16 protein-coding genes are annotated in these 22075 nt (G+C 65.4%); 14 read left to right on the top strand and 2 right to left on the bottom strand.

The genetic code is table 11. From position 1 onward, the window contains the following. The first annotated feature begins 52 nt into the window (after positions 1-52). Both M2319_RS03365 and M2319_RS03360 read left to right on the top strand, forming a co-directional pair. Complete coding sequence (locus M2319_RS03365; RefSeq protein WP_264600027.1) at positions 53-730, top strand: class II aldolase/adducin family protein; 678 nt, start codon at positions 53-55, stop codon at positions 728-730. A gap of 126 nt (positions 731-856) precedes the next feature. Beyond that, positions 857-1900: an aldo/keto reductase gene (locus M2319_RS03360; protein WP_264600026.1), complete on the top strand. Its 1044-nt coding sequence runs from the start codon at positions 857-859 to the stop codon at positions 1898-1900. A 55-nt stretch (positions 1901-1955) separates the two neighbouring features. Here the strand turns inward: M2319_RS03360 and M2319_RS03355 are convergent, their stop codons facing one another. Together M2319_RS03355 and pdxR are read right to left on the bottom strand one after the other, a co-directional pair. Then, positions 1956-3422 (bottom strand): adenylate/guanylate cyclase domain-containing protein, encoded by a 1467-nt coding sequence (locus M2319_RS03355; RefSeq protein ID WP_264600025.1) that lies wholly within the window; start codon positions 3420-3422, stop codon positions 1956-1958. Positions 3423-3524: 102 nt separating this feature from the next. After that, positions 3525-4997 (bottom strand): MocR-like pyridoxine biosynthesis transcription factor PdxR, encoded by a 1473-nt coding sequence (gene pdxR / locus M2319_RS03350; protein ID WP_264600024.1) that lies wholly within the window; start codon positions 4995-4997, stop codon positions 3525-3527. A 137-nt stretch (positions 4998-5134) separates the two neighbouring features. On the opposite strand from pdxR, the gene M2319_RS03345 reads away from it, so the two are divergent. The 12 genes from M2319_RS03345 (at position 5135) to M2319_RS03290 (ending at position 22040) form a co-directional block, all read left to right on the top strand. Then, on the top strand, positions 5135-6475 hold the full coding sequence (locus M2319_RS03345) for an aspartate aminotransferase family protein (RefSeq protein ID WP_264600023.1): 1341 nt from the start codon (positions 5135-5137) through the stop codon (positions 6473-6475). Between the two features lie 627 nt (positions 6476-7102). After that, positions 7103-8329 carry an MFS transporter gene (locus M2319_RS03340; protein WP_264600022.1) on the top strand — a complete coding sequence of 409 codons (1227 nt, stop codon included), beginning with the start codon at positions 7103-7105 and terminating at the stop codon, positions 8327-8329. Between the two features lie 145 nt (positions 8330-8474). Continuing rightward, positions 8475-9572 carry a mandelate racemase/muconate lactonizing enzyme family protein gene (locus M2319_RS03335; protein WP_264600021.1) on the top strand — a complete coding sequence of 366 codons (1098 nt, stop codon included), beginning with the start codon at positions 8475-8477 and terminating at the stop codon, positions 9570-9572. Between the two features lie 423 nt (positions 9573-9995). Continuing rightward, a complete protein-coding gene (locus M2319_RS03330; RefSeq protein WP_264600020.1) occupies positions 9996-11444 on the top strand; it encodes a hydroxymethylglutaryl-CoA synthase family protein in 1449 nt (482 codons plus the stop codon). Further along, positions 11434-12606: an acetyl-CoA acetyltransferase gene (locus tag M2319_RS03325; RefSeq protein ID WP_264600019.1), complete on the top strand. Its 1173-nt coding sequence runs from the start codon at positions 11434-11436 to the stop codon at positions 12604-12606. The genes M2319_RS03330 and M2319_RS03325 overlap by 11 nt, the downstream gene beginning before the upstream one ends. Positions 12607-12626: 20 nt before the next feature. Then, positions 12627-13820: a CaiB/BaiF CoA transferase family protein gene (locus M2319_RS03320; RefSeq protein WP_264600018.1), complete on the top strand. Its 1194-nt coding sequence runs from the start codon at positions 12627-12629 to the stop codon at positions 13818-13820. A gap of 18 nt (positions 13821-13838) precedes the next feature. Then, positions 13839-15149, top strand: coding sequence for an MFS transporter (locus M2319_RS03315; protein ID WP_264600017.1), 1311 nt, complete (start codon positions 13839-13841; stop codon positions 15147-15149). 126 nt (positions 15150-15275) lie between these two features. Then, complete coding sequence (locus M2319_RS03310) at positions 15276-15656, top strand: hypothetical protein (protein ID WP_264600016.1); 381 nt, start codon at positions 15276-15278, stop codon at positions 15654-15656. Between the two features lie 12 nt (positions 15657-15668). After that, positions 15669-16475, top strand: coding sequence for an alpha/beta fold hydrolase (locus tag M2319_RS03305; RefSeq protein ID WP_264600015.1), 807 nt, complete (start codon positions 15669-15671; stop codon positions 16473-16475). 295 nt (positions 16476-16770) lie between these two features. Then, positions 16771-18009 carry an acetate/propionate family kinase gene (locus M2319_RS03300; RefSeq protein ID WP_264600014.1) on the top strand — a complete coding sequence of 413 codons (1239 nt, stop codon included), beginning with the start codon at positions 16771-16773 and terminating at the stop codon, positions 18007-18009. Next, positions 18006-20159: a phosphate acetyltransferase gene (gene pta, locus M2319_RS03295; protein ID WP_264600013.1), complete on the top strand. Its 2154-nt coding sequence runs from the start codon at positions 18006-18008 to the stop codon at positions 20157-20159. Before M2319_RS03300 ends, pta begins: the two co-directional genes overlap by 4 nt. Before the next feature lie 303 nt (positions 20160-20462). Next, positions 20463-22040 (top strand): PucR family transcriptional regulator, encoded by a 1578-nt coding sequence (locus tag M2319_RS03290; RefSeq protein ID WP_264600012.1) that lies wholly within the window; start codon positions 20463-20465, stop codon positions 22038-22040. The last annotated feature ends 35 nt before the right edge of the window (positions 22041-22075 follow it).

Below are 22075 nucleotides of genomic sequence, written 5' to 3'. Positions count from 1 at the left end.
CGGCACCCGTGCCGCCGGTTTTTCTCGTCCCCCTCTCCTCCGGTCCCTTGCCATGAGCGATATCGATCCCGCCCTTTCCGTGACCGTTCGAAAGGCCGCCCGCGCGCTCGGCCGCCACGGCCTCGTCCATGCCTATGGCCATTGCTCGGCGCGGATCGATGCGGACCGGTTCCTGGTCACGCCGTCGAAGCCGCCGGGGCTGACGGAGCCGGGCGAGGCCTGCCAGGTGGTGCCGGTCGAGGGTCCGCTGCCGGACGGCATCCTCGGCGAGGTGCGCATCCACCAGCGCATCTATCGCACGCGGCCGGAGGTCGGCGGCGTCGTGCGGTTCATGTCACCGCAGATGATGGCGCTCGCCGGCCTTGGCCGGACACCGAGGGCCCGGCACGGCTTCGGCGCCTATTTTTCCCCGGCCCCTCCCCTCTGGGACGATCCGCAGCTTGTGCGCGACGACGACAAGGCGGCCGGCGTCGTCGCCGCGCTCGGCACCGGCCGGGCGGTGATGATGCGCGGCAACGGCGCGGTGACGGCCGGCGAGACCCTGCAGAAGGCCGTCGGGCTCGCCTTTTACCTGGAAGACGCCTGCCGGGTGGAGATCGAAGCACTCAAGGCCGGGCTTGCCGAAACCGCGCCCGTCCTCGATGCCGAGGAAGCCAGGCTCCGCGCCACCGACGCCGGCATGATCTTCGAGCGCCTGTGGGATTATCTCACGGCCGGTGACCCGGAATAGGCCAAACCCCTTACCCTTTTCGCTCTCCTGCACTAAAAAGCGGGTACCCCCTTCCCTTCGACCGGGCCGGCGCCCCTTTCTCCCTCGCCGGCGTCACGGCCGTTCCCGCATTCCAAGGAGAGCTCCATGGACTACACCACGCTCGGACGCACGGAGCTTCGCGTCTCCACCCTCTGCCTCGGCTCCATGACCTGGGGCTCCCAGAACACCGAGGCCGAGGGCCACGCCCAGATCGACCGCGCCCTCGATGCCGGCATCAACTTCATCGACACCGCCGAGATGTACCCGGCCAATCCGGGCCCATCCGACTATCCCGGCAAGACCGAGGACTATATCGGCACCTGGATCGAAAAGTCCGGCCGGCGCGGCGACGTGGTGCTCGCCACCAAGATCACCGGCGAGGGCTCGTCGCGGGCGCGCGGCGGCGCGCCGATCACGCCGCAGGCGATCCGCGAGGCGCTCGATGCCTCGCTGAAGCGGCTGAGGACCGACTATGTCGATCTCTACCAGCTCCACTGGCCGAACCGCGGCAGCTACCATTTCCGCAAATACTGGGACTACGATCCGACCGGCATCGACGCGGCGAGCGTGCGCCAGGACACCGCCGATATCCTCGGCGAACTGCAGCGCCAGATCGAGGCCGGCAAGGTGCGCCATATCGGGCTCTCCAACGAGACCGCCTGGGGTACGCGGATGTTCCTGGAACTGTCGGAGCGCGAAGGCCTGCCGCGGGTGGCGACGATCCAGAACGAATATTCGCTGATGTGCCGCATCTTCGACCTCGATCTCGGCGAACTCGCCTGCACCGAGGACGTCGACCTCCTCGCCTATTCGCCGCTCGCCTGCGGCATCCTTTCGGGCAAATATGCCGGCGATACGACGCCTGCGGGCTCGCGCCGCTCCCTCAACGCGACCATCAACGGGCGCCTCGTTCCGACCATCTGGCCGGCCCACGACGCCTATCTGGACGCTGCCGAAAAGCACGGCCTCGATCCGGCGCAGATGGCGCTTGCTTTCTGCCTGACCCGCCCGTTCATGGGCTCCGTCATCTTCGGCGCCACCTCGATCCCGCAACTGGAGACTGCCATCGGCGCCGCCGACCTGACGCTTTCCGACGAGGTGATGGACGACATCAAGGCGGCTTACCGGCAGCACCCGATGCCGTTCTGACGAAGACCCACTCCGGACGCTGCCGGATCACGCCCCGGCGTCCGGCAGCGTCCTACTACGCCGGCTCAGTATCGCACCAGATCGCAACGGGCGCCTTGCGGCCACGGACGGTGCGCGCCGGATAGGCCTTCAAGGCCGGCGCGATCGCCGCCGGGTCACCGCCGGCCTGCCTGACCGCCCGGACCAGATTGTCGCTCACCACGAGGGTGCAGCCGATCTCGCGGGTCAGGCGTTCCAGTCGGCTCGCAACGTTCACCGCATCCCCGAGGATGGTGTATTCCAGCCGCCTCTCGTCGCCGATATTGCCGACCAGCACATCGCCGTAATGGACACCGATGCCGAGGTGGATCGGCTCGCTGCCGAACCGTTGCCGCTCGCGGCTCCAGCTTTCGATGTCCGCGATCATGGCGACGGCGCAGGAGAGCGCCCGCACGGGGTCGTCGTCGCGGGTCCGCGGGGTGCCGAAATGCACCATGATGGCGTCGCCGATATATTTGTCGACCGTGCCGTCATGGGCAAAAGCGGTCCGCGCGAGGCGGCCGTGGAACTCGCTGAGGAGCCCCATCAACGCCTCCGGCGAGCGCCCCTCCGAAAGGCCGGTGAAGCCGACCATATCGGCGAAGAGAACCGCCGCCTGATGCCGTTCCGGTCGGATCAGGGCATCGCCGCTGGTCGACAGCTCGCGCACGATGTTCGGCGAGAAGTAGCGCGACAGGGCGCTGCGCTGGGCCTCTGCCGCCACCTGCCGGCGCAGCAGCCGGCGCGAGCGCCAGACCGCGAGCGTCAAAAGGCTGGTGATCAATAGGAGGAAGATGACCTGGTTGGTGAGCACGGTAAGGCTCACCGATTGCGGATCGAGGAAGCGCCGGATGACCTCTTCGGGGGTGAAGCCGCCGTCGAGCATCTGGCGCGAAGTGTTGGTGACGGAGCCGGGCAGGCTGGCGATCCAGAGGTAGCCGGCCGCCCAGGCCGCGGTCAGGGACAGGCCCGTCCAGACGACGAGCGTCGGCGAATAGCTGAGCGCCATGCCGACGAGGAAGATGCCGGCATAGAGGATGTTGGGAAGGCGCAGGTTGATCTGCGGCGTCCAGCCTTCGACGTAGAAGGGCGGCGGCACCAGCAGGATGAGGCACAGCACGCCGGCGTCCAGCAGCAGGAAGACGGCCGTCACCGCATTGCCGCCAAGGCCGCGGCGAGCGAGCAGATAGGGCGGCGCGCCGAGCAGCGCGAAGGTGACGATGGCAAGGAGATAGGCGCCCGAGCGCTCCAGCGGCAGCGTGAAGAAGACCCACAGCGCCAGGAACCCGAGGACGACGATGCGCCCCCAGAACATGTAGGCGAGCCCGGACAGCTCCTCGCGGGCAATGCCTTCGCTGAGGTCGTCGTCGACGACGTCGTTGCCGAACAATGGACTTCCCTGCCGGAATGCCTTGAGCGGCAGCCAGCGCGACATCGTCGCCTTGCGGTCAGGTTCGGGCAGGGGCGGATCCTCCGTCTCGCGGCTCCGGGACGGGCCAACCACGATTGCGGCGATCGTCCAGACCCTTGCGGCTTTTTTCAGGCCATCCGGCGCTGGTTCTGGTGATAGGGCGCGGGGCAATGACGTCGAGGGTCCGCTGACGCCTCACGCGGCCGGAACACCATGACTGGCAGCGGCTTCGGCGATGAGGGCGACGCCGCGCTCCATGCGCTCCTCCGGCACATAGGCAAAGCCCAGACGAAAGGAATTTTTCGGCGCGCGCGCCATGTGGAAGGTCTCGCCGGCATCGATGATGACGCCGTCCCTTCGCAGGGAAGCGCTGAACGCCGTGGCGTCGAAGCCTTCCGGGCCGGTCAGCCAGAACGAGGTCCCGCCGACGGAGTGCTTCACGGAAAAGGCGCCGAGCTTGCTGTCGATGGCCGCCTTCATGTGCCGCCAGCGCTCGCCGTGGCGACGCACGAGCGTGCGCAGGTGCCGGTCGTAATAGCCGAGGCCGAGAAACAGGGCCGTCGTCTCCTGGAGGATCGTCGGCGGATGCCTGAGAAGCATGGTGCGGATCGCCCTCGCCTCGCGGATGATCTGGCGGCTGGCGACGATGAAGCCGATCCGGAGGCCCGGCGACAGGGTCTTGGACAGGCTGCCGACATAGATGACCCGACCGTTGCGGTCGAGGGACCTCAACGTCGGCAAGGCATCCGCGCCGCCATGCATCTCGGCCTCGTAGTCGTCCTCAAGGACAAAGAAATCGTCGCGAGCGGCGCGGGCGACCAGGTCTTCCCGTCGCGCAAGCGTCATGCTGACGGAGGTCGGGAACTGGTGGCTGGGCGTTGCATAGACGAGCTTGCAGCCCTGCGGGATCTTTCCCGGGACAAGCCCACCATCGTCGACGGCAACGTCCCTCACGTCGTTGCCGGTGAGCGTGAAGGCGTTGCGAGCGTCGGGGTAGCCGGGATCCTCCACCGCGATCGGCCCCGCGTTGCGGGCGAACAGCAGCCCCATAATCGCCAGCGCGTTCTGGGCGCCGAGCGTCACCATGATCTCGTCGTCGCCGGCAAGGACGCCGCGATAGACGAGGAGCCGCTGGCGGAGCTGCTGCAGGAGATGGGGGCTGTCGCCGGCGATGTATTCCCCGGTCCATTCCGTCAGGGTCGAGCGCTTCAGCGCCTGGCGGGAACACTCGCGCCAGGCATCGATCGGAAACAGCGCCGGATCGGTCTGGTTGTAGATGAAGGGATAGGGATAGTCGGACCAGTCGGCCGGATGGTCGACCCGCTTCAGGGACGACGGCGGCAACGGACCGAAGTCGACGGGTTCGGCCTCCACCGCGCCAGCGCCGCTCCCGGCAGGCACGACCGGCAACGCGGCGGCCCGCACAACATAGCCCGAGCGATCCTTCGCCTCCAGGAGGCCGAGATCGACCAGCCGCGCATACGCCGCGAACACGGTGTTGCGCGAGACCTTGAGCCGCTCCGCGAGGGCCCGGCAGGAGGGCATGCGGAACCCCGGCGGCAGCGCGCCGCGGGAGATCGCGGCGCTGACCTGCTCGCAGATCCGGTCGCGGAGCTTGAGGCCGGAGTTGCCGGGCAGATCGAAAATCCGTGACGTCAGGATATCCATGTCGCTCGCCTTTTCGGTCTGGACGGACACTGTCACAGATGGCGCCATCTGTCCCTTCGAAATAGATCATCTGTCCCTTTTCCTCTTCGCCGGGTGCCCGCATTCTCAGAACAGGCAAGCTCGAAGGGAGACGATCGATGGACAGGACGGCAGGCAACGCGACAGGATCGGAACTGCAAACCGACTGGTCCCGCGACGCGATCCTCGACAAACGGGACAAATATTTTGCGGCGACCCAGCGCGCCTTCGTTCCCTATGAGACGCCGCTCGTGATCAAAGAGGGCAAGGGCCAGTATGTCTGGGACGAGGACGGCAACCGGCTGATCGACCTCCTCGGCATGAATCTGTGCATCAGCGTCGGCCACGCGCACCCGGCGGTCACCGCCGCGGTCAAGGACCAGGTCGACCGGCTGACCCACTGCACCACCATGTTCCACCATCCGGTGCCGGCCCATTTCGCGGAAGAGCTCGCCGCGACCATGCCGGCGGGCGAGGACTGGGTCGTCCACTTCACCAATTCCGGCACCGAGGCCATCGACCTCGCCATCATGCTGGCGCGCTCCGCGACCGGCAATTCCGACATGCTGGCGCTGCGCAATTCCTATCACGGCGCCACCTATGGGGCGCAGGGCGTCACCGGCGTCAGGAATTTCCGCCACAATATCGGCCAGCTCTCGAACATCAGCTTCGTTGCCGAGCCGAACCAGTATCGCGGCATCTTCGGGCCCGGCACCGAGCCCTATCTGGAAGAGATCGACCGCACCATCGCCTATACGACGAGCGGGGCGCTTGCCGGCATGATCATCGAGCCGGTGCAGGGCTATGGCGGCATCGTCATTGCGCCGGACGGCTACCTGAAAGGCGCGTTTGAGCGCGTGCGCGCAGCCGGCGGGCTCTGCATCGTCGACGAGGTGCAGTCCGGCTTCGGCAAGACGGGCGATGCCATGTGGGGTTTCGAGCGCCACGGGGTCGTCCCCGACATCGTCGTCATGGCCAAGGGCATCGGCAACGGCATCCCGCTCGGCGCCGTCGTCATGAAGCGCGCCGTCGCGGAATCGATGCGCGAGAAATTCCTGTTCCATACATATGGCGCCAATCCGGTCGCCTGCGCCGCCGGCCGCGCGGTCCTGCAGGTGATCAAGGACGAGAACCTGATCGAGAACGCCCGCACCGTCGGCGCGGCGCTGATGGAGCACCTCAAAAGCCTGAAGCAGCGCTACGAGGTCATCGGCGACGTGCGCGGTCGCGGCTTCATGATGGCGATCGAACTGGTCAAGGACCGCCAGACAAGGGAGCCGGCGCCGGAGGCGACCGCAAAGGTCTTCGAGGCCACCCGCGACAACGGCCTCGTGATGTCGAAATCCGGCAACTTCAAGAACATCCTGCGCATGGTGCCGCCGCTCTGCCTGTCGATGGACGACGTGGAGCCGGTCGCCGAGGCGCTCGACAGGTCGTTCAGCGGGGTGGCGGCGCAGTAGGCAAGGACGGAAAGGGGCGTTTTTCCTCCCCTTGGCTTCTCCCGAACGCGCTCCGTCCCCCGCCTCGCGCGCGGCCGCGCCGGCATCCCTGCCGGCACATCCGGCCGGCTGATCACCACACATGACACTCCGCGCCGGCGGGCGCGGTTGACGCCGGCACCTGTTGCCGACGGGTGCCGTACGGTCAGGCGGGCCAGTACTTGCCGCTCAACAGTTCAAATATGCCCTTTGCGGAGCAAAGACCGGTGGTTGTTTTTGCTCGCGCCAGATTCCGGCCGCAACGCCGTTCTGAAACGGTTAATTTGGAGAATAAACGGCTCAATTGGAGTCCCGTCGCAACGCCGAATTCCTCCTTTCGAAGCAAGGTTAGGGGTCGGAAATCCTCGTTCTGTGGATAGCGGCTAATGTGACGCATCTTTATACTATTCATCGTGACACAATAAATTTGCAAACCGTGCTAAAGGCATCTTCCAAAAACCGCTATCCGACAAATAAGAAACGGCCACCAGAGGACTCGAACAACAAAAACAATCGTCTGCCAATTCGGGGGTGGCAATGACCGCAGTATGCGACCGACCAAAACCTACGCTGAAGCCACGCCTGGCTGCCGCGACGTCCGAAGACAGGATGACGCGCGACTCCTGGCTGATCCTGATCGTCGTCTGCATCGCCTGGATTTTCGATGCTGCCGACGGCACCATCTTCTCATTGACGATGCCCCTCATCCGCGACGAGTTTCAATTGTCGCAATCCGCGATCGGCCTGATCGGAACGATGTTCCTTGCCGGCGCGACGCTGGGCTCGTTCACCCTTCCCATCATCGGTGAAAAATACGGCCGCCGCTGGGGCATGATCACCTGCGTCGGCATGTATTCCGTCTTCACCGGCGCGATCGGCCTTGCCGGCAGCGCGTTCACCGTCGGCGTCGCGCGGTTCCTGACCGGCATCGGCACCGGCGGCGAATGGCCGATCGGCGCCACCTATCTGGCCGAGGTCGTGCCGCCGAAGAAGCGCGGATTCTGGATGGGCATCATGCAGTCCGGCTATCCGCTCGGCTATTTCCTCGCCAGCGTGATCTTCGCCACCGTCGCCGCGCTCGGGCTCGGCTGGCGCGCCTGCTATTTCGCGCTCGTCCTGCCGGCACTGGTCATCATTCCGGTCGTCAGCCGGTTCAAGGAAAGCCAGGCCTGGGTGGATCGCAAGAACGCCGCCGACATCGACGCCAGCAAGGTGTGGCGGACGCGCGAAGGATTGTCGGCGCTGTTTGCAACGCCCGAGGACCGCAAGGCGACGATCGTCGCCTCGGTTCTGCACGTGACGCTCGGCGTCTATGGCTGGGGCGCGACGATCTGGCTGCCCTCGGCACTGGTCAGCGACTTCGGCGCAACGTCGGGGCAGATCGGCAGCGTGTTCATCATCATCTACGCGGTCGCGACCTGCGGCTATCTCCTGTCGGGCTGGCTCCAGGACCGGATCGGCCGCCGCTGGTGCATCATCCTGTGCCTGATGCTCGGCATGACGGCGGTGGTCGGCCTCAACGTCCTTCGCTGGATGGATACGCCGTCGATGATGGCCGTCTTCGCGCTTGCCGTCCTGCTCGGCTTCGCGCAGTCCACCAACACGCCGCTGATCACCTACACGAGCGAGATCTTCTCCTCCAAGAACCGGTCGATGGGGCTCGGCTTCTCGGTCGCGACCGGCAAGGTCGCCGCCATCATGTGCCCGACCGTCATGGGCGTCATCGCCGACTACTCCAGCGTCAGCACGGCCCTGTTCTATTCCACGCTGTTCGGCTGGCTCGCCATCCCGGTGGCGCTCTGGGGCAAGGAAACCGCGGGGAAAACCCTGGCCTGACCGCAGCACCCGACCCCGCCGGCGCCTGACGGCGCCGGCCTCCTCCTCACCATCCGTTTCCGGGCGCCGTCGCGTAGTGCGTCCGCGCGCCCGGAAACCCCTTCGATCCCTTCACCGTCCTCCCTCCGCCAACAGGAGAAATGTCATGAAAATCAAGTCGATCACGGTCACGCCGTTCAGCGTTCCCTACAAGCATGTGGTCAAATGGGCCGCCGGCGCCCTCACCGCGTCCGACCACCTCATCGTGCGTATCGAGGCGGAGGACGGCACCTGCGGCCACGCCGAGGCGATCCCCCGCCCGATGATCTACGGCGAGACCCAGGAAGGCATGTACTACGCGCTGACCAAGCATCTGATCCCGCCGCTGATCGGCGAGGATTCCCTCAACCTGGAGCGCATCTGGGAGAAGATGGAGCGGCTGCAGTGGAACCCGGCGGCCAAGGGCGCGATCGACGTCGCCCTGTGGGACCTCAATGCCCGGCTGCTCGGCGTCTCGGCGGCGCAACTCCTTGGCGGCCCCTATCGCACGGAAGTGCCGGTCTCCTGGCAGATCCCGCTGGTCTCCAACGAGCAGGCGATCGCCGAACTGAAGCGCCTGACCGGCGAAGGCTTCATCTGCTTCAAGGTCAAGGGCGGGCCGGATCCGGACAACGACATTGCGCTGTTGAAGGAGATGCGGGCGGAAGCCCCGAACGCGCGGCTCTACATCGATGCCAACATGGACTACGGCCGCCAGGACGCCATCCGCGTGATGAAGGCGCTGGAAGGCGTCATCGACAGCCTCGAAGAACCGATCCGGGCGTCGGACGATGCCGGCCGCCTGGACCTCGCCAGCCGGACCGACATTCCGATCCTGACCGATGAATCGAGCTTCACCGTCGAGGCCGTCTATCACCAGCTCCGGCTCGGCGCTGTCCGCGAGATCGGCATCAAGATCCCGCGCACCGGCTTCACCAAGTCGCGCAAGATCGTGCATCTGGCGGAAGCCGGAAACCTGCCGGTACAGGTGTGCCTGCAGGCCGAATGCGACTACGGCGCCGCCGCCTGCGTGCAGTTCGCCGCAGCGTTCCGGCAGATCAGCCTGCCCTGCGAGGTCGCCTGCTACCTCGACTGCGTCGCCGACACCATCATCAAGAGCCCGCTGGTCATCAAGAACGGCCACACCCAGCTCCCCGAAGGCCCCGGCCTCGGCGTCGAACTGGATTGGGACAAGATCGAGAAATACCGCGTCAACATCGGCTGAGCCCGATCGATCGCAGCGCTCGTTGCGACCTTCCCGCGCGACGCTGCACGACCCTGGATGAGGCGCCCTGCCCGACGGCACGGCGCCTCATTCTTTTTTTCGGCATTGCCTCCGACGGCGGGGGCACCGACTGCGGGCCTGCCGCCCATGCGCGCTCGTCCGCGTGCCGCCCTCCAAAGTATTCCTCAAATTGCTGTCAAGTAAAAACCTTGCGGCGTGGGGTCGCAGTTGAATCCTTTTTGACGGCCTTCAGCACATTGCAGCGCCAAGACATTGCTGCAGCGCACAAAAGACCCCTCCTTTCGTAGGAAAATTGGTCCTTTCCATTATCAATCTGCGAATTGTGGAAGCCGTGCCGCGGCTTGTAATTGTTCAAGATACAGAAGGAAAAACAAAACCGTAAAGCCAAGGAAGCAAGTGGTAATGCAACCGATAGGAATTACGTCAATCGGCGTACATATCCCCTATTACTACATGCAGCGGAATACGATCGCCGCTGCGTGGGGGGCACGCGGGCTCAAGGGCTGCCGCAGTGTCGCCAATGTGGACGAAGATGCCGTCACCATGGCGGTCGAGGCCATCCGGGACGCCGGCGCCGACACGCTGGGCGGCGGCATCCAGGCGCTGTATTTCGCCTCGACGACCGCGCCCTACGCCGAGAAATCCCACGCCGCCATCGTCGCCAGGGCGTGCAGCCTCCCCGAAACGGTGTTCACCATGGACCTTGCCAGCTCCCTGAAGGCCGGCACCGGGGCGCTTCGCATGGCCCTCGACGCGGCCATCGCCCGGCCAGGCACGAACACCGTCGTCGTCGCCGCCGATTGCCGCGACGCAGCGCCGAAATCGCCGCAGGAGCAACTGTTCGGCGATGCCGCCGCCGCGGTGACGATCGGCGACGAGAGCCCGATCGCCGTGATCGACCACATGTCGGGCAACACCCGCGAGATCGTCGACGTCTGGCGCAATGCGGGCGAGCGCCACATCAACACGGCCGAACCGCGCTTCGTCACCGATTGCGGCTACAAGTCGGCCATGCAGGCGGCGATTTCCTCCTTCCTGGAGGAGACCCATTCCAGCGCCGCCGACTATGCGCGGCTGGTGATCTCGACCTCGGACCTGCGCGAGCACCTCGCGGTCTCCAAGAAGCTGGGCTTTTCTCCCGAGCAGGTCCAGGACCCGCTGATGCTCGAGATCGGCTGCTCGGGCACCGCCCAGGTGTTCGTCGCCCTTGCCGCCGCCCTGGAAACCGCCTCCCCCGGCGACCGGATCCTCGTCGCCAACTACGGCAACGGCGCCGATGTCTTTTCACTGACCGTCACCGACGCCATCTGCCGCTGTCCGCGGCGCAGCCGCATGCGCGACCTCCTTGCGTCCCGGCGCGAGCTTGCCGAGTACGGCAGGCTGCTCTCCTTCCGCGGGACCATCGAGCCGGCCGCCGGGGAACCCTTCCGCCTGACGATCTCCACCGCCATGACCTGGCGCGACCAGGGGACCTATCTCGGGCTGGAAGGCAGCGTCTGCGAGGAATGCGGCACCGCCGCCTTTCCGGTGAACCGCGTCTGCCATTCCTGCGGCGCGAAGGACAAGTTCACGGTCTCCCCAAGATCTCGCATGGAACCGGAAATATTCACCTATTCCATCGATCGGCTCGCCGGCCGCAGCGACGATCCCGTCGTCGTCCAGACCGTCGCGCAAGATGAGTCGGGATGCCGATACTACCTGAACATGACGGACTTCAATCCGGAAGAGATTTTCGTAGGTAAAAAACTCAACTTTACCTTACGCAAGATCCACAACCTCGGGAATTTCGTCAACTATTACTGGAAGTTCCGGCCGCTGCGCAAGGCCGAGGAGAAGAACAATGAAGGATAAGGTCGCCATCGTCGGAATGGGCTGCTCCAAGTTCGGCGAGCGCTGGGACATGGGGCTGTCCGACCTGATCATCGAAGCGGCGTATGAGGGCTATGCCGACGCCGGGATCGAGCCTGGCCAGATCGATGCCGTCTTCTATTCCAACGGCACCACCGGCGCCCTTGCCGCAACCCCGATCGCCGACGCCCTGAAGCTGAAGAACATCCCGATCCTGCGCAACGAGAACTACTGCTGCTCGGGCCATATCGCGCTGATCGAGGCGTGCATGGCGGTGGCCAGCGGCGCCTACAAGACCGTGCTCGCGATCGGTGCGGAAAAGCTGAAGGACACCGGCTTTGCCGGGCTCGGCGCCGGACGCGGCATCTCCACCGTGATGGAGGCCCGCCGCACGGCGCCCGGCTCCTTCGCCCTGATCGGCACCCGCTATTTCGAGGAGAACGGCATCTCCTACGATGAAGGCAAGCGGCTTCTCGCCAACATCGCGGTGAAGAACCACGCCAACGGCATGCTCTCCCCGAAGGCGCATTTCCACAAGGAGATCACCGTCGAGGACGTGCTGAAGGCGCCGATCATCGCCACCCCGCTCGGCCTGTTCGACTGTTGCGGCAACAGCGACGGCGCCGCCTGCGCGATCATCACCAGCGCCGAAAACGCCCGCTCGTTCCGCGACGATCCGATCTGGGTCAAGGGCTTCGGCATCTCCATGGATGCCGGCCTGCCGCACCTGCGGCCGGACTTCGGCTGGACCAGCTTCGACGCGCTGAAGGTCTCCTCCGGCAAGGCCTACGAGATGGCCGGGATCAAGAACCCGCGCGAGGAGATCGACGTCGCCGAAGTCCATGACTGCTTCACCGTCACGGAGATGCTGATCTACGAGGACTTCGGCTTCAGCGCGCGCGGCCGCGCCCGTGACGACATCGACAGCGGCTTCTTCGAACGCACGGGCGGGCTGCCCGTCAATGTCGACGGCGGACTGAAGTGCTTCGGCCACCCGGTCGGGGCCAGCGGCATCCGCATGACCTACGAAATCTACAAGCAGCTCCAGGGGCGCACGGACAATCCCGAGCGCCAGCTGAAGGGCGTCGCCAGGGGCCTTTCCCACACCTTCGGCGGCCCACCGCAGCTCAGCGCCGTTCTCATCGCCGGCAACGAAAAAGGCTGAGCAAGCCACAGGAGAAGACAATGGAATACACCAACGGATCGGCCTTGTCGGGGCTGAAGGTCCTCGACATGGGCAGGGTACTGGCGGGGCCGGCATGCACCGCCCTCCTCGCCGATCTCGGCGCCGACGTCATCAAGCTGGAAACCCCCGGCGTCGGCGACGACTCCCGCATCAACCTGCCCAAGCAGAACGGCCAGAGCACCTATTTCGTCAACTTCAACCGCAGCAAGAAGGGCATCACCCTCAACCTGAAGAAGGGCAAGGACGTCTTCCTGCGGCTGATCAAGGAAGTCGACGTCCTGGTCGAGAACTTCCGGCCGGGCGTCATGAAAAAGCTCGGCCTCGACTACGAGACGCTGCGGGAAATCAATCCCGGCCTGATCTATGCCGCGGTCTCCGGCTTCGGCCAGACCGGCCCCTACAGCCAGCGGGCCGGCTTCGACCCGGTCGCCCAGGCGCTCAGCGGCATGATGAGCATCACCGGCTATCCCGACCGGCCGCCGGTGCGCTGCGGCTCCTCCGTCGCCGACGTAATGGCCGGCATGAATGCCACCATCGGCATCCTGGCGGCGCTGCAACACCGCCACGCCACCGGCCGCGGCCAGTTTATCGACGCCTCGCTGGTCGAGGCCGCGATCGTCGGCATGGCCAGCGTCAACCAGGTCTACCTGACGACCGGCGTCGTCCCCCAGCGCCAGGGCAATGGCTACACCGCCTGCGCGCCCGGCGGCTGCTACCACGCCATCGGCGGCGAGGTCGCCCTCCTGGCGATGGGTGAGGTGGCCTGGGAAAAGCTCTGCAACATCATCGGCCGGCCCGAGCTTCTGCAACGCCCGGAATTCGCCAACAACGACGAGCGGGTCAAGAACAAGCCGGAACTCGACCGGCTGATCGACGAGGCAACCAGCACGATCCCGATCGACGATCTGGTCGAGCGCCTGCTGGCGGCCAAGATGCCCGTCTCGCCGATCTACAACATCGCGCAGGTGGCGGAAGATCCGCACCTGGCCGGAGACCGCAAGGTCTTCACCGAAGTCGACCACCCGACGATCGGCAAGGTCAGGATCACCAACCAGCCTTTCAAGATGTCCGAAACCAACCCGCACGTTCGCGGGCCCTCCCCGTCGCTCGGCGAGCACAACCAGGCGGTCTACCGCGCGCTCGGCTACAGCGACAAGGAAATAGAAGACTTTGCTGCCAACGGAACGATCTGATCAGGGAGTTGAATCAAGATGACACAAGCAGCGATTTCCGACCCACCCAACGTCTCCAAACCGAAATTCATCGACAAGGCCTTTGTCTACAAGACCTTCATCGTCGTCTTCCTCGGCTGGACGTTCGTCGGGTTCAGCAACACCTTCAACCTGGCGCTTTCCGGCATGATGGAGGAGATGAACTACTCCTCCACCTCGATCGGACTTGTGGTCAGCGTCTACTCGCTCGGCGGCTTCATCAGCGCACTCTGGCTGCCGCTGCTCGCCGACAGGAAGGGGCGGCGCCTCGGCATGTGCCTCAGCATCGCCTTCGCCACCATCTTCAACAGCATGATCGGCTTCACCACGAGCATCCTCCAGCTCTTGCCGCTGCGGTTCATCTCCGCGCACGGCCAGACCTGCCAGTGGGGCATCGGCTCGTCGCACCTTTCCGAGGTCGTCCCGGCGCGGGATCGCGGCGCCTTCCTCGGCCTGATGCAGATGGGTACGCCGGTCGGCTACTTCCTCTGCTCGGCGATGTTCACCGTCATGATGACCATGGGCTTTTCGTGGAGAACGTTCAGCCAGATGGGCATCATCGGTATCGTCATCTGCATTCCGGTCATCTTCTGGCTGCGTGAGAGCGACCTCTGGCTGCGCGACCACGGCAAGAAGGTTCCGAACACGGGCGGCGCGGCCGAAGTTCCGCCGACCACGCGTCAGAAGAAGATCACGACCTGGGAGCTGTTCCGGCCCGAATACCGCAAGAGCACCTTCGTCGGCATGGCGCTGCATTCCATCGGCGCATTCTGGGCCTGGGGCAACACCACCTGGTTCCTGGTCTGCGCAGCACAGGACTTCGGCATGGACGCGGTCGCCCGCGGCAAGCTCAACATGCTGATGTGGGGCGTCGCCATCATCGGCTACCCGCTTGCCGGCAAGATCGGCGACATGATCGGACGGCGGCGCGGCATGCTGCTGTTCACCATCATCATCCTCATCGGCACCCTGATGATGTTCGTCTCCAGCCGGTCGGCCACCCCCGACGTGACGCTGCTCTACATCGCGACGCCCATCATCGGCATCGGCCTCGGCGTGCACTCGATCCTGATCGCCTACTCGTCGGAGATCTTCCCGTCCCACGTCCGGGCCACCGGCAACAGCCTGTCCATCGGTGTCGGGCGTCTGTCGGCCGTGTTCTCGATGATGGCGCTCGGCGTGATCGCCGACCTCAGCACCCCGACGACGGCCGAACTGGTCTGCGCCATCGGCGGATTCCTGATGGTTCCGATCGTGTATATCTGGGGCGTCGAGACCGCTCGCAAGGAACTGACCGAGATCGCCGACTAGGTCGGGCACGAAATCCCTCTCCCGGGCACGCCCGGGGGAGGCCCGACCCGGAGCTGCCCCGTCCCCGGGCGCCTTCGGGTCCTGGACGAAAAGAGCAAGAAGAGTTGTTCCGACAGGAGAAATACGATGCAGGACGTCATGTTGAAGCTCAAAGACAGGCTCAACGGTCCCGATGCCGATACCTTCGCCAACAAGTATTACGGGCGGGTTCTGACCGGCAACATCACCCTCAAATACGATGAGGAGGTCTATACCTTCGCCGTCCACAACGGGAAAATCATCGACGTCACAGCCGGCATTCCGCTCAGCGGCGTCGACCTCGGGGTGTCCGGCGCCAAGAAGGACTGGGACCAGTTCGCCGTCCGCAAGAGCCTCACCGTTTCCACCAACAAGATGAACCCTAACTGCCTCGCCCATATGGGAGCGCCGCTTCGCACGCGGCAGAACTTCAACGCCGTGGCCTATCTCTGCCGCGTGTTCGCCGAAATTCTTGAAGGCACGAAGTAAGGAGGCACGATCATGGCAATCACCGGATTCTACAAGAAAGTTCAGGGCATCAAGACCTATTTCGAGACCAATGACGGTCCCGAGGACAGCCCCTACACGATCATCTGCCTGCACACGGCCGGCCGCGAGAACCGCCAGTACCACGACATCCTCGAAATCATGGAGGACAAGTACAAGGTCTACTCGTTCGACATGCCGGCGCACGGCAAGAGCTGGCCGCTGCCGCACAACAAGGCGATCGACACCTTCGAGGGATACGGCTCCTTCGTCTGGGACGTGATCCAGGAACTGGACGCCAAGAACCCGGTCGTCATCGGCTGCTCGATGGGCGGTAACATCGTCTACTACATCGCCCAGAACTATCCGGTCTCGGCCATCCTCTCCATGCAGGGGGCGGACTACACGCCGACGGTCGACGCGAAGATCCTGGAGATGCTCGACCATCCCTATGTCAGCGTCCAGCACTCGCAGATCGAATATTCGGAGTGCCTGATCGGCCGCGCCTGTTCGGAAGACGCCCGCGACTTCATCATGCTGGGCGTCGCCCAGGAAATCTCCAGCACCAAATATGCTGACCTGAAGCAGTACACGGGGTTCGACGTTCGCGACAAGATGTCGACCATCACCTGCCCGGTGCTCATCGTCCACGGCGTGGACGATCCCATCGTAACGGAAGACATGGTCGCCAAGACCATGGCCCGGCTGACCGGCACGCAGAAGCTGGTCTACAAGCCGGTCCAGGATTACGGCCATTTCCTGATCGTGGAGAACCCGCAGGTCGTCTGCGACTGCCTCGACGAGTTCCTTTCCGATCTTTGACGCCGAGCGCTCGGGGGGCGGCCGGACCGGCTGCCCCTTGAGAGCGCTGTCGATCGAAACACCCTTCCTCCCGAAGCGCCAATCCGCCCCCGCCTGACGGGTGACGGATTTCGGATTTGCTGACAACCGCCGCGGCAAGCGCCCGGCGGAACGGGAGGGATCGGCCGATTTTCTTCTGTTTCGGCCGGGTCGTTGCGTCGAGATCGGGTCCTTTTCTCTCAACTCGGGAGCATGTCCTCAGGGGATGTCCCGAGGCCTTGTCCTTCCCCATCGGCACACGTCCGGGAGTTTTTTCGTGGCTAACTGTTCCCCCCTGGCACTGGTCGTCAACTGCGGCTCGTCCTCGCTGAAATTCGCCCTCTTCGATACGTCCCTGCCGTCGCCGCTCGTCGACGGCCTGGCCGAACGCCTCGGCTCCGACGAAGCGTCGATCCGGTTCGATAGGAACGGCACGCGCCGGACGACGCCGATCGTCGGCGCCGGGCACCAGCAGGCGTTCGATGCACTGCTTGCCTTTCTCACCGAGCATGGCCTTCGCGACCGCATCGGCGTCGTTGGCCATCGCGTGGTCCATGGCGGCGAGCGCTTCACCCGGTCGGTCGAGATCACCGCGGAGGTGATGGCCGGCATCGATGACTGCGCGGTGCTCGCCCCGCTGCACAATCCGGCGAACCTCGTCGGCATCCGCGCCGCGATGGCGGCGCTCCCCGATGCGGGTCACGTCGCGGTCTTCGACACCGCGTTCCACCAGACCATTCCGGAAGAAGCTTACCTCTACGCCCTGCCGCAGCGGTTCCGGCGCGATTTCGGCGTCCGGCGCTACGGCTTCCACGGCACCTCCCACCGCTACGTGGCGGCGCGCGCGGTAGAATTCCTCGGCCTCGACCCGAAGGACCATGGGCTCATCGTTCTCCATCTCGGCAACGGCGCTTCGGCGACCGCCGTCAGCAACGGCAAGAGCGTCGATACCTCCATGGGGCTGACGCCGGTGGAGGGGCTGGTGATGGGCACGCGCTGCGGCGACGTCGATGCCGGCGCCCTCACCTATATCGCCCGCCGCGCCGGGCTGGACGTCGACGCCCTCGACGCCATGGTCAACAAGGAGAGCGGCCTGCTCGGCCTCTCCGAACTGTCGAACGACTGCCGGACGCTGGAGGCGGCCGCTGCCGAAGGGCACGCCGGCGCGCGCATGGCGCTCGATGTCTTCGCCTACCGCATCGCCAGGACCGTCGGCGCCCTCAGGATGCCCCTTCCCCGCCTCGATGCCGTCGTCTTCACCGGCGGCATCGGCGAGAACTCGGCCAGCGTCCGGGCCTCCGTCATCGCCCGCCTCGGCTTTCTCGGCATGCACCTGGACGAAGATGCCAACCGGGCAATGAGGGGCGGCACTGCCGGCTGCGTCAGCCGGAGCGGCCGTCCCGCCGCCCTCGTCATGCCGACCGACGAGGAGCGCATGATCGCCTGCGACGCCGCCGCGATCGCCTTTGCCGACGCCCCCGTCGCCTTTTCCGTTTTCTCCGAGGCTGCAGAATGACCGCCCAGCACTCCCCGCTCCTGATCTACGTCGCGCCGACCACGGTCGACCTCGGCGGCTCGACGACGGCGCTCGGCCTTGCCCGTGCGCTGCAGCGCCACGGCGCCGCGGTCGGCTTCGTCAAGCCGATCGGCGACGATCCGGCCCATGGCGAGGAGGCCGACGAGTCCGTCGGGTTCGCCAGGCGCATCCTCGGCCTCGACGTGCCCGACGCGATCCCGCTGGCCGAGGCCGAGGCGACGGTCAGGGGCGGCGAGCTCGACACGCTCCTGGAACGGGTCGTCTCCCTCGTCCTCACCGCCTCCGACGGCATGGATGCGGTCGTCATCGAAGGGGCGGCGCTGAGCGATGCCCATCCGCTGATCGCCGAACTCGACATCATCATCGCCCGGTCGCTGCGCGCCAGCGTTGTGCCGGTTCTCCTCAGCCGCAACGAGACCGCCGCCGGGCTCGCCGAGACGATCGCCGATGCCGCCCGCCGCTTCGGCTGGGACGGCGCCCCGCCGAAGGGCGTCGTGGTGACACGGATCGCCGGCGCGCTCGCCGAGGCGATCGGCGGCGCGGATTTCGCCGCAACGCTGCTCGGCGTCGTCCCGGAGGACGCCTCCTTCACCGCGCCGCGCCTCGCCGATGTGGTCAGCGATCTCGGCCTTGCAGTGCTGGCGTCGGGCGACATGCGCGATGCCCGCATGGGCGAGGTCGTCGTCGCCGCACGCAGCCCGGAACATCTGGTGGAAAGGCTGAAGCCCGACACCCTGGTGGTGACGCCGGGCGACCGCTCCGACGTGGTCGTGACGACGGCGTTCGCCAAGGCGAGCGGCATGCCGATCGCAGGGCTGCTTTTGACCTGCGGTGCCCGCATCCCTCCCGCGCTGGAGGCGTTCCTGGCGCCGCGCCTCAACGGCCTCAGCGTGCTGTCGAGCGATCTGGAAACCTTCGACGCCGTTCGCCGTCTCGGCGCGGTCGACCGGCGGATCCGGGCCGGGGACGACGAGCGCATGGAACGGCTGATCGACCATTTCGCCGATCACCTCGACGTCTCGGTCTTCCTTACGCGCGACCTCATCCCCGAGCCGACGGCGATGACCCCGCCGATGTTCCGCAACGAGCTGATCCGCTCCGCGCAGGCGGGCAACCGGCGCATCGTGCTGCCGGAGGGCGACGAGCCGCGGACCCTGGCCGCGGCCGCGATCTGCGCGCGCAAGGGCATTGCCCGCTGCGTGCTGCTCGGCGCCGCGAAGGTCGTCAGGGCGGCAGCGGCCCGGCACGGCATCGACCTGCCCGATACCGTGGAAATCGTCGATCCCGATGCCGTGCGGCGGTCCTACGTCGCGCCGATGGTCGAGCTGCGCAAATCCAAGTGCCTGACGCCCGAGCAGGCGCTCGCCCAGCTCGAGGACACCGTGGTGCTCGGCACCATGATGCTGGCCGAAGGCCATGTCGACGGCCTCGTCTCCGGCGCCGTGCACACCACCGCCTCGACGGTCCGGCCGGCCCTGCAACTGATCAAGACGCGGCCCGGCTCGACCATCGTCTCCTCGGTCTTCTTCATGCTGATGCCGGACCAGGTCTTCGTCTATGGCGACTGCGCCATCAATCCGAACCCGACGGCGGAGCAGCTCGCCGAGATCGCCATCGAGTCGGCGGAGTCCGCCCGCGCCTTCCGCATCGAGCCGCGTGTTGCCATGATCTCCTATTCGACCGGCGCCTCCGGGACCGGCGCCGACGTCGACAAGGTGCGCGAGGCAACAAAGCTGGTCGGCGAACGGCGCCCCGACATCGCCATCGACGGGCCGATCCAGTACGACGCGGCCTCGGTGGAGAGCGTCGGCCGCCAGAAGGCGCCGGGTTCGGCCGTCGCCGGTCGCGCCAACGTCTTCATCTTTCCCGATCTCAACACCGGCAACACCACCTACAAGGCCGTGCAGCGCTCGGCCAATGTGGTCTCGGTCGGCCCGATGCTTCAGGGCTTGCGCAAGCCGGTCAACGACCTCTCCCGCGGCGCCCTCGTCGACGACATCGTCTACACGATCGCATTGACGGCGATCCAGGCGGCGTCCGCCGAGACCGCAGAAGACCCCGCATCCATCCAAGACGCAGTGCCGGCATCGGCCCCCGCCGCTCCCTCCCTTCAAGGCGGGTCTGCGTGAAGCCGTGCCGGACCTCTTTTCTTGCACGAAAGGGGCCGGCACGGCTTTTTCCCGATCGCCCGGCCGGCGGCCTAGGTGCCGGGCACCGGACCTTTGCAAAGCGATAAGACATCGCGCCATATGATGATCGTGACGACAGGAGGTCTCTGCCCCGGCGCTCGCACGAGCCGCACCGACGGGGGCGCATGTTCCCGGCAAGGGATCTCGGGGCCCGGTCGCGGCCGCGGGCTCCGGTTGCCGGCACGGCAATGACACGACCCCTGTTCCCCGGAGGCGTTTATGGGCGTAGCGATATCGGATCTCATGAAAGAGGAGATCTTTGCCGAGAACATCGACCTGGTCGCCGGCCGGGACGGGGTGAACCGGGACGTCCGGTCCATATCCGTCATGGAGGTGCCGGACTACCCCGACGGCGACGTCGGCCGCGGCATGATGATCCTGACGACGCTGTCGGCCTACAAGAACAACATCGAGGCCATGGTCGACGCCTTCCGCAAGCTTGCCGACAAGGGGATTTCCGCCCTCGTGGTCAAGCTCAACCGGCTCAATCCCTATATGGATGTGCTGCCGGGCGAACTGATCGATTTCGCCAACGCGAACGACGTCCCGTTGTTCATCATTTCAAAAGTAAACCTGCCGTTCCGCGAAATCATCTTCTGCGTCATGACGCAGCTCGTGAACTACAAATATTCGATACTGCTGCGCGTCAACCAGCACTATGAGGAGCTCTATGACGCGATCGTCAAGCGCGAAGGCCTTGCCGATTTCGTTCAGAGATTTTCCGCCTCCACCCGCCTTGCCTGCATCTGCATCTCTTCAAACGGGGAGACCCTGGCCAGCAGCGACCGGGACCACGCGTTCGCGCCGGCCCTGATCTCCCGGTTGATGGAGGAAATCCGTCTCGTGGAGGCGGAAAGCGACGCCAACCGGCCCTATGCGCGGGCCGGCTGCATGGTCTTTCCGGCCATGCTGCAGGACGGGATCGGCGGCTATTTCATCGTCCGGATGGAGCACCAGCTCGACGAGGAGGAGGTGTTCTTTTGCCGGCAAATGGTCTCGTTCCTGTCGATCAAGATCCTTGAGGACTACCTGCTCCTGGAAAGCGGCCAGCGCGCCTCCGCCATCACCGTCGACCGCATCCTCTATGGCGTCGTCAACGACCCCGAAGGGCTGCAATTGAGCCTGGAGAGCCTCGGCTTTTCCCATCGCGGCCTGATGCGGATCCTGCTGATCCGCGACGCGGCGCGCCAGAACGGATCGACGCTCGATGCCAGCCACTATGCGCGCTTCGAGCATTTCAAGGCGTATTTCAGGCGCGAGTTCAGCGGCAGCGTCGTCCACTCCTTCGCCAACGGCTACATCGTCTTCCTGGCCTTGAAGCAGGACATGAAACTGAGCGTCTTGAAACGCAAGCTCCTTGCCGCCCTGGAATCTCCGCGCGTCGGGTCCGGATTCTGCCTCGGATGCGGCGCGCCGGTGGAGAAGGTGGGCGACATCCCGAAGAGCTTCTTCGGCGCGCGCTCCGCCGTTCGCTTCGGCCACATCTTTGCGCCCGACGAACGGGTTCATTTCCAGACCGACTTCCTGGAAGTCAGCGCCGTGTCCCATCTCCTGGGGACGGCGGAACACACGGCGATCAAGAGTAACGTCATTTCGCCGATCAAGCGGTACGATGCCGATCACCGGTCCGATCTGTGGACCAGCCTCGACGTCTGCATTTCCGCGAACTCCCTGAAGCAGGCCGCCGAAACGCTCTCCATCCACATCACCACGCTCCGGTACAGGATCAAGAAAATCCAGGACCTGACGGGCATCGACTATTTCAACACCAATGGCCGATACCTGCTCCAGACGGCCTCCATCCTCGACAAGATCGAGTGACCGAAGCCCCATCCCGGGCAGCGACGGACAACGGA

This window comes from Rhodobium gokarnense, assembly GCF_025961475.1.
GTDB lineage: Bacteria > Pseudomonadota > Alphaproteobacteria > Rhizobiales > Rhodobiaceae > Rhodobium > Rhodobium gokarnense.
Note: the sequence above shows the minus strand (reverse complement) of the source record. Positions and strands in the feature narration are given on the sequence as shown.

Excerpts from the sequence above, each read along its gene's own strand:
- M2319_RS03365 (WP_264600027.1), top strand. The coding sequence starts at position 53 with ATGAGCGATATCGATCCCGCCCTTTCCGTGACCGTTCGAAAGGCCGCC.
- M2319_RS03360 (WP_264600026.1), top strand. The coding sequence starts at position 857 with ATGGACTACACCACGCTCGGACGCACGGAGCTTCGCGTCTCCACCCTC.
- pdxR (WP_264600024.1), bottom strand. The coding sequence starts at position 4,997 with ATGGATATCCTGACGTCACGGATTTTCGATCTGCCCGGCAACTCCGGC.
- M2319_RS03345 (WP_264600023.1), top strand. The coding sequence starts at position 5,135 with ATGGACAGGACGGCAGGCAACGCGACAGGATCGGAACTGCAAACCGAC.
- M2319_RS03340 (WP_264600022.1), top strand. The coding sequence starts at position 7,103 with ATGACGCGCGACTCCTGGCTGATCCTGATCGTCGTCTGCATCGCCTGG.
- M2319_RS03335 (WP_264600021.1), top strand. The coding sequence starts at position 8,475 with ATGAAAATCAAGTCGATCACGGTCACGCCGTTCAGCGTTCCCTACAAG.
- M2319_RS03330 (WP_264600020.1), top strand. The coding sequence starts at position 9,996 with ATGCAACCGATAGGAATTACGTCAATCGGCGTACATATCCCCTATTAC.
- M2319_RS03325 (WP_264600019.1), top strand. The coding sequence starts at position 11,434 with ATGAAGGATAAGGTCGCCATCGTCGGAATGGGCTGCTCCAAGTTCGGC.
- M2319_RS03320 (WP_264600018.1), top strand. The coding sequence starts at position 12,627 with ATGGAATACACCAACGGATCGGCCTTGTCGGGGCTGAAGGTCCTCGAC.
- M2319_RS03315 (WP_264600017.1), top strand. The coding sequence starts at position 13,839 with ATGACACAAGCAGCGATTTCCGACCCACCCAACGTCTCCAAACCGAAA.
- M2319_RS03310 (WP_264600016.1), top strand. The coding sequence starts at position 15,276 with ATGCAGGACGTCATGTTGAAGCTCAAAGACAGGCTCAACGGTCCCGAT.
- M2319_RS03305 (WP_264600015.1), top strand. The coding sequence starts at position 15,669 with ATGGCAATCACCGGATTCTACAAGAAAGTTCAGGGCATCAAGACCTAT.
- pta (WP_264600013.1), top strand. The coding sequence starts at position 18,006 with ATGACCGCCCAGCACTCCCCGCTCCTGATCTACGTCGCGCCGACCACG.
- M2319_RS03290 (WP_264600012.1), top strand. The coding sequence starts at position 20,463 with ATGAAAGAGGAGATCTTTGCCGAGAACATCGACCTGGTCGCCGGCCGG.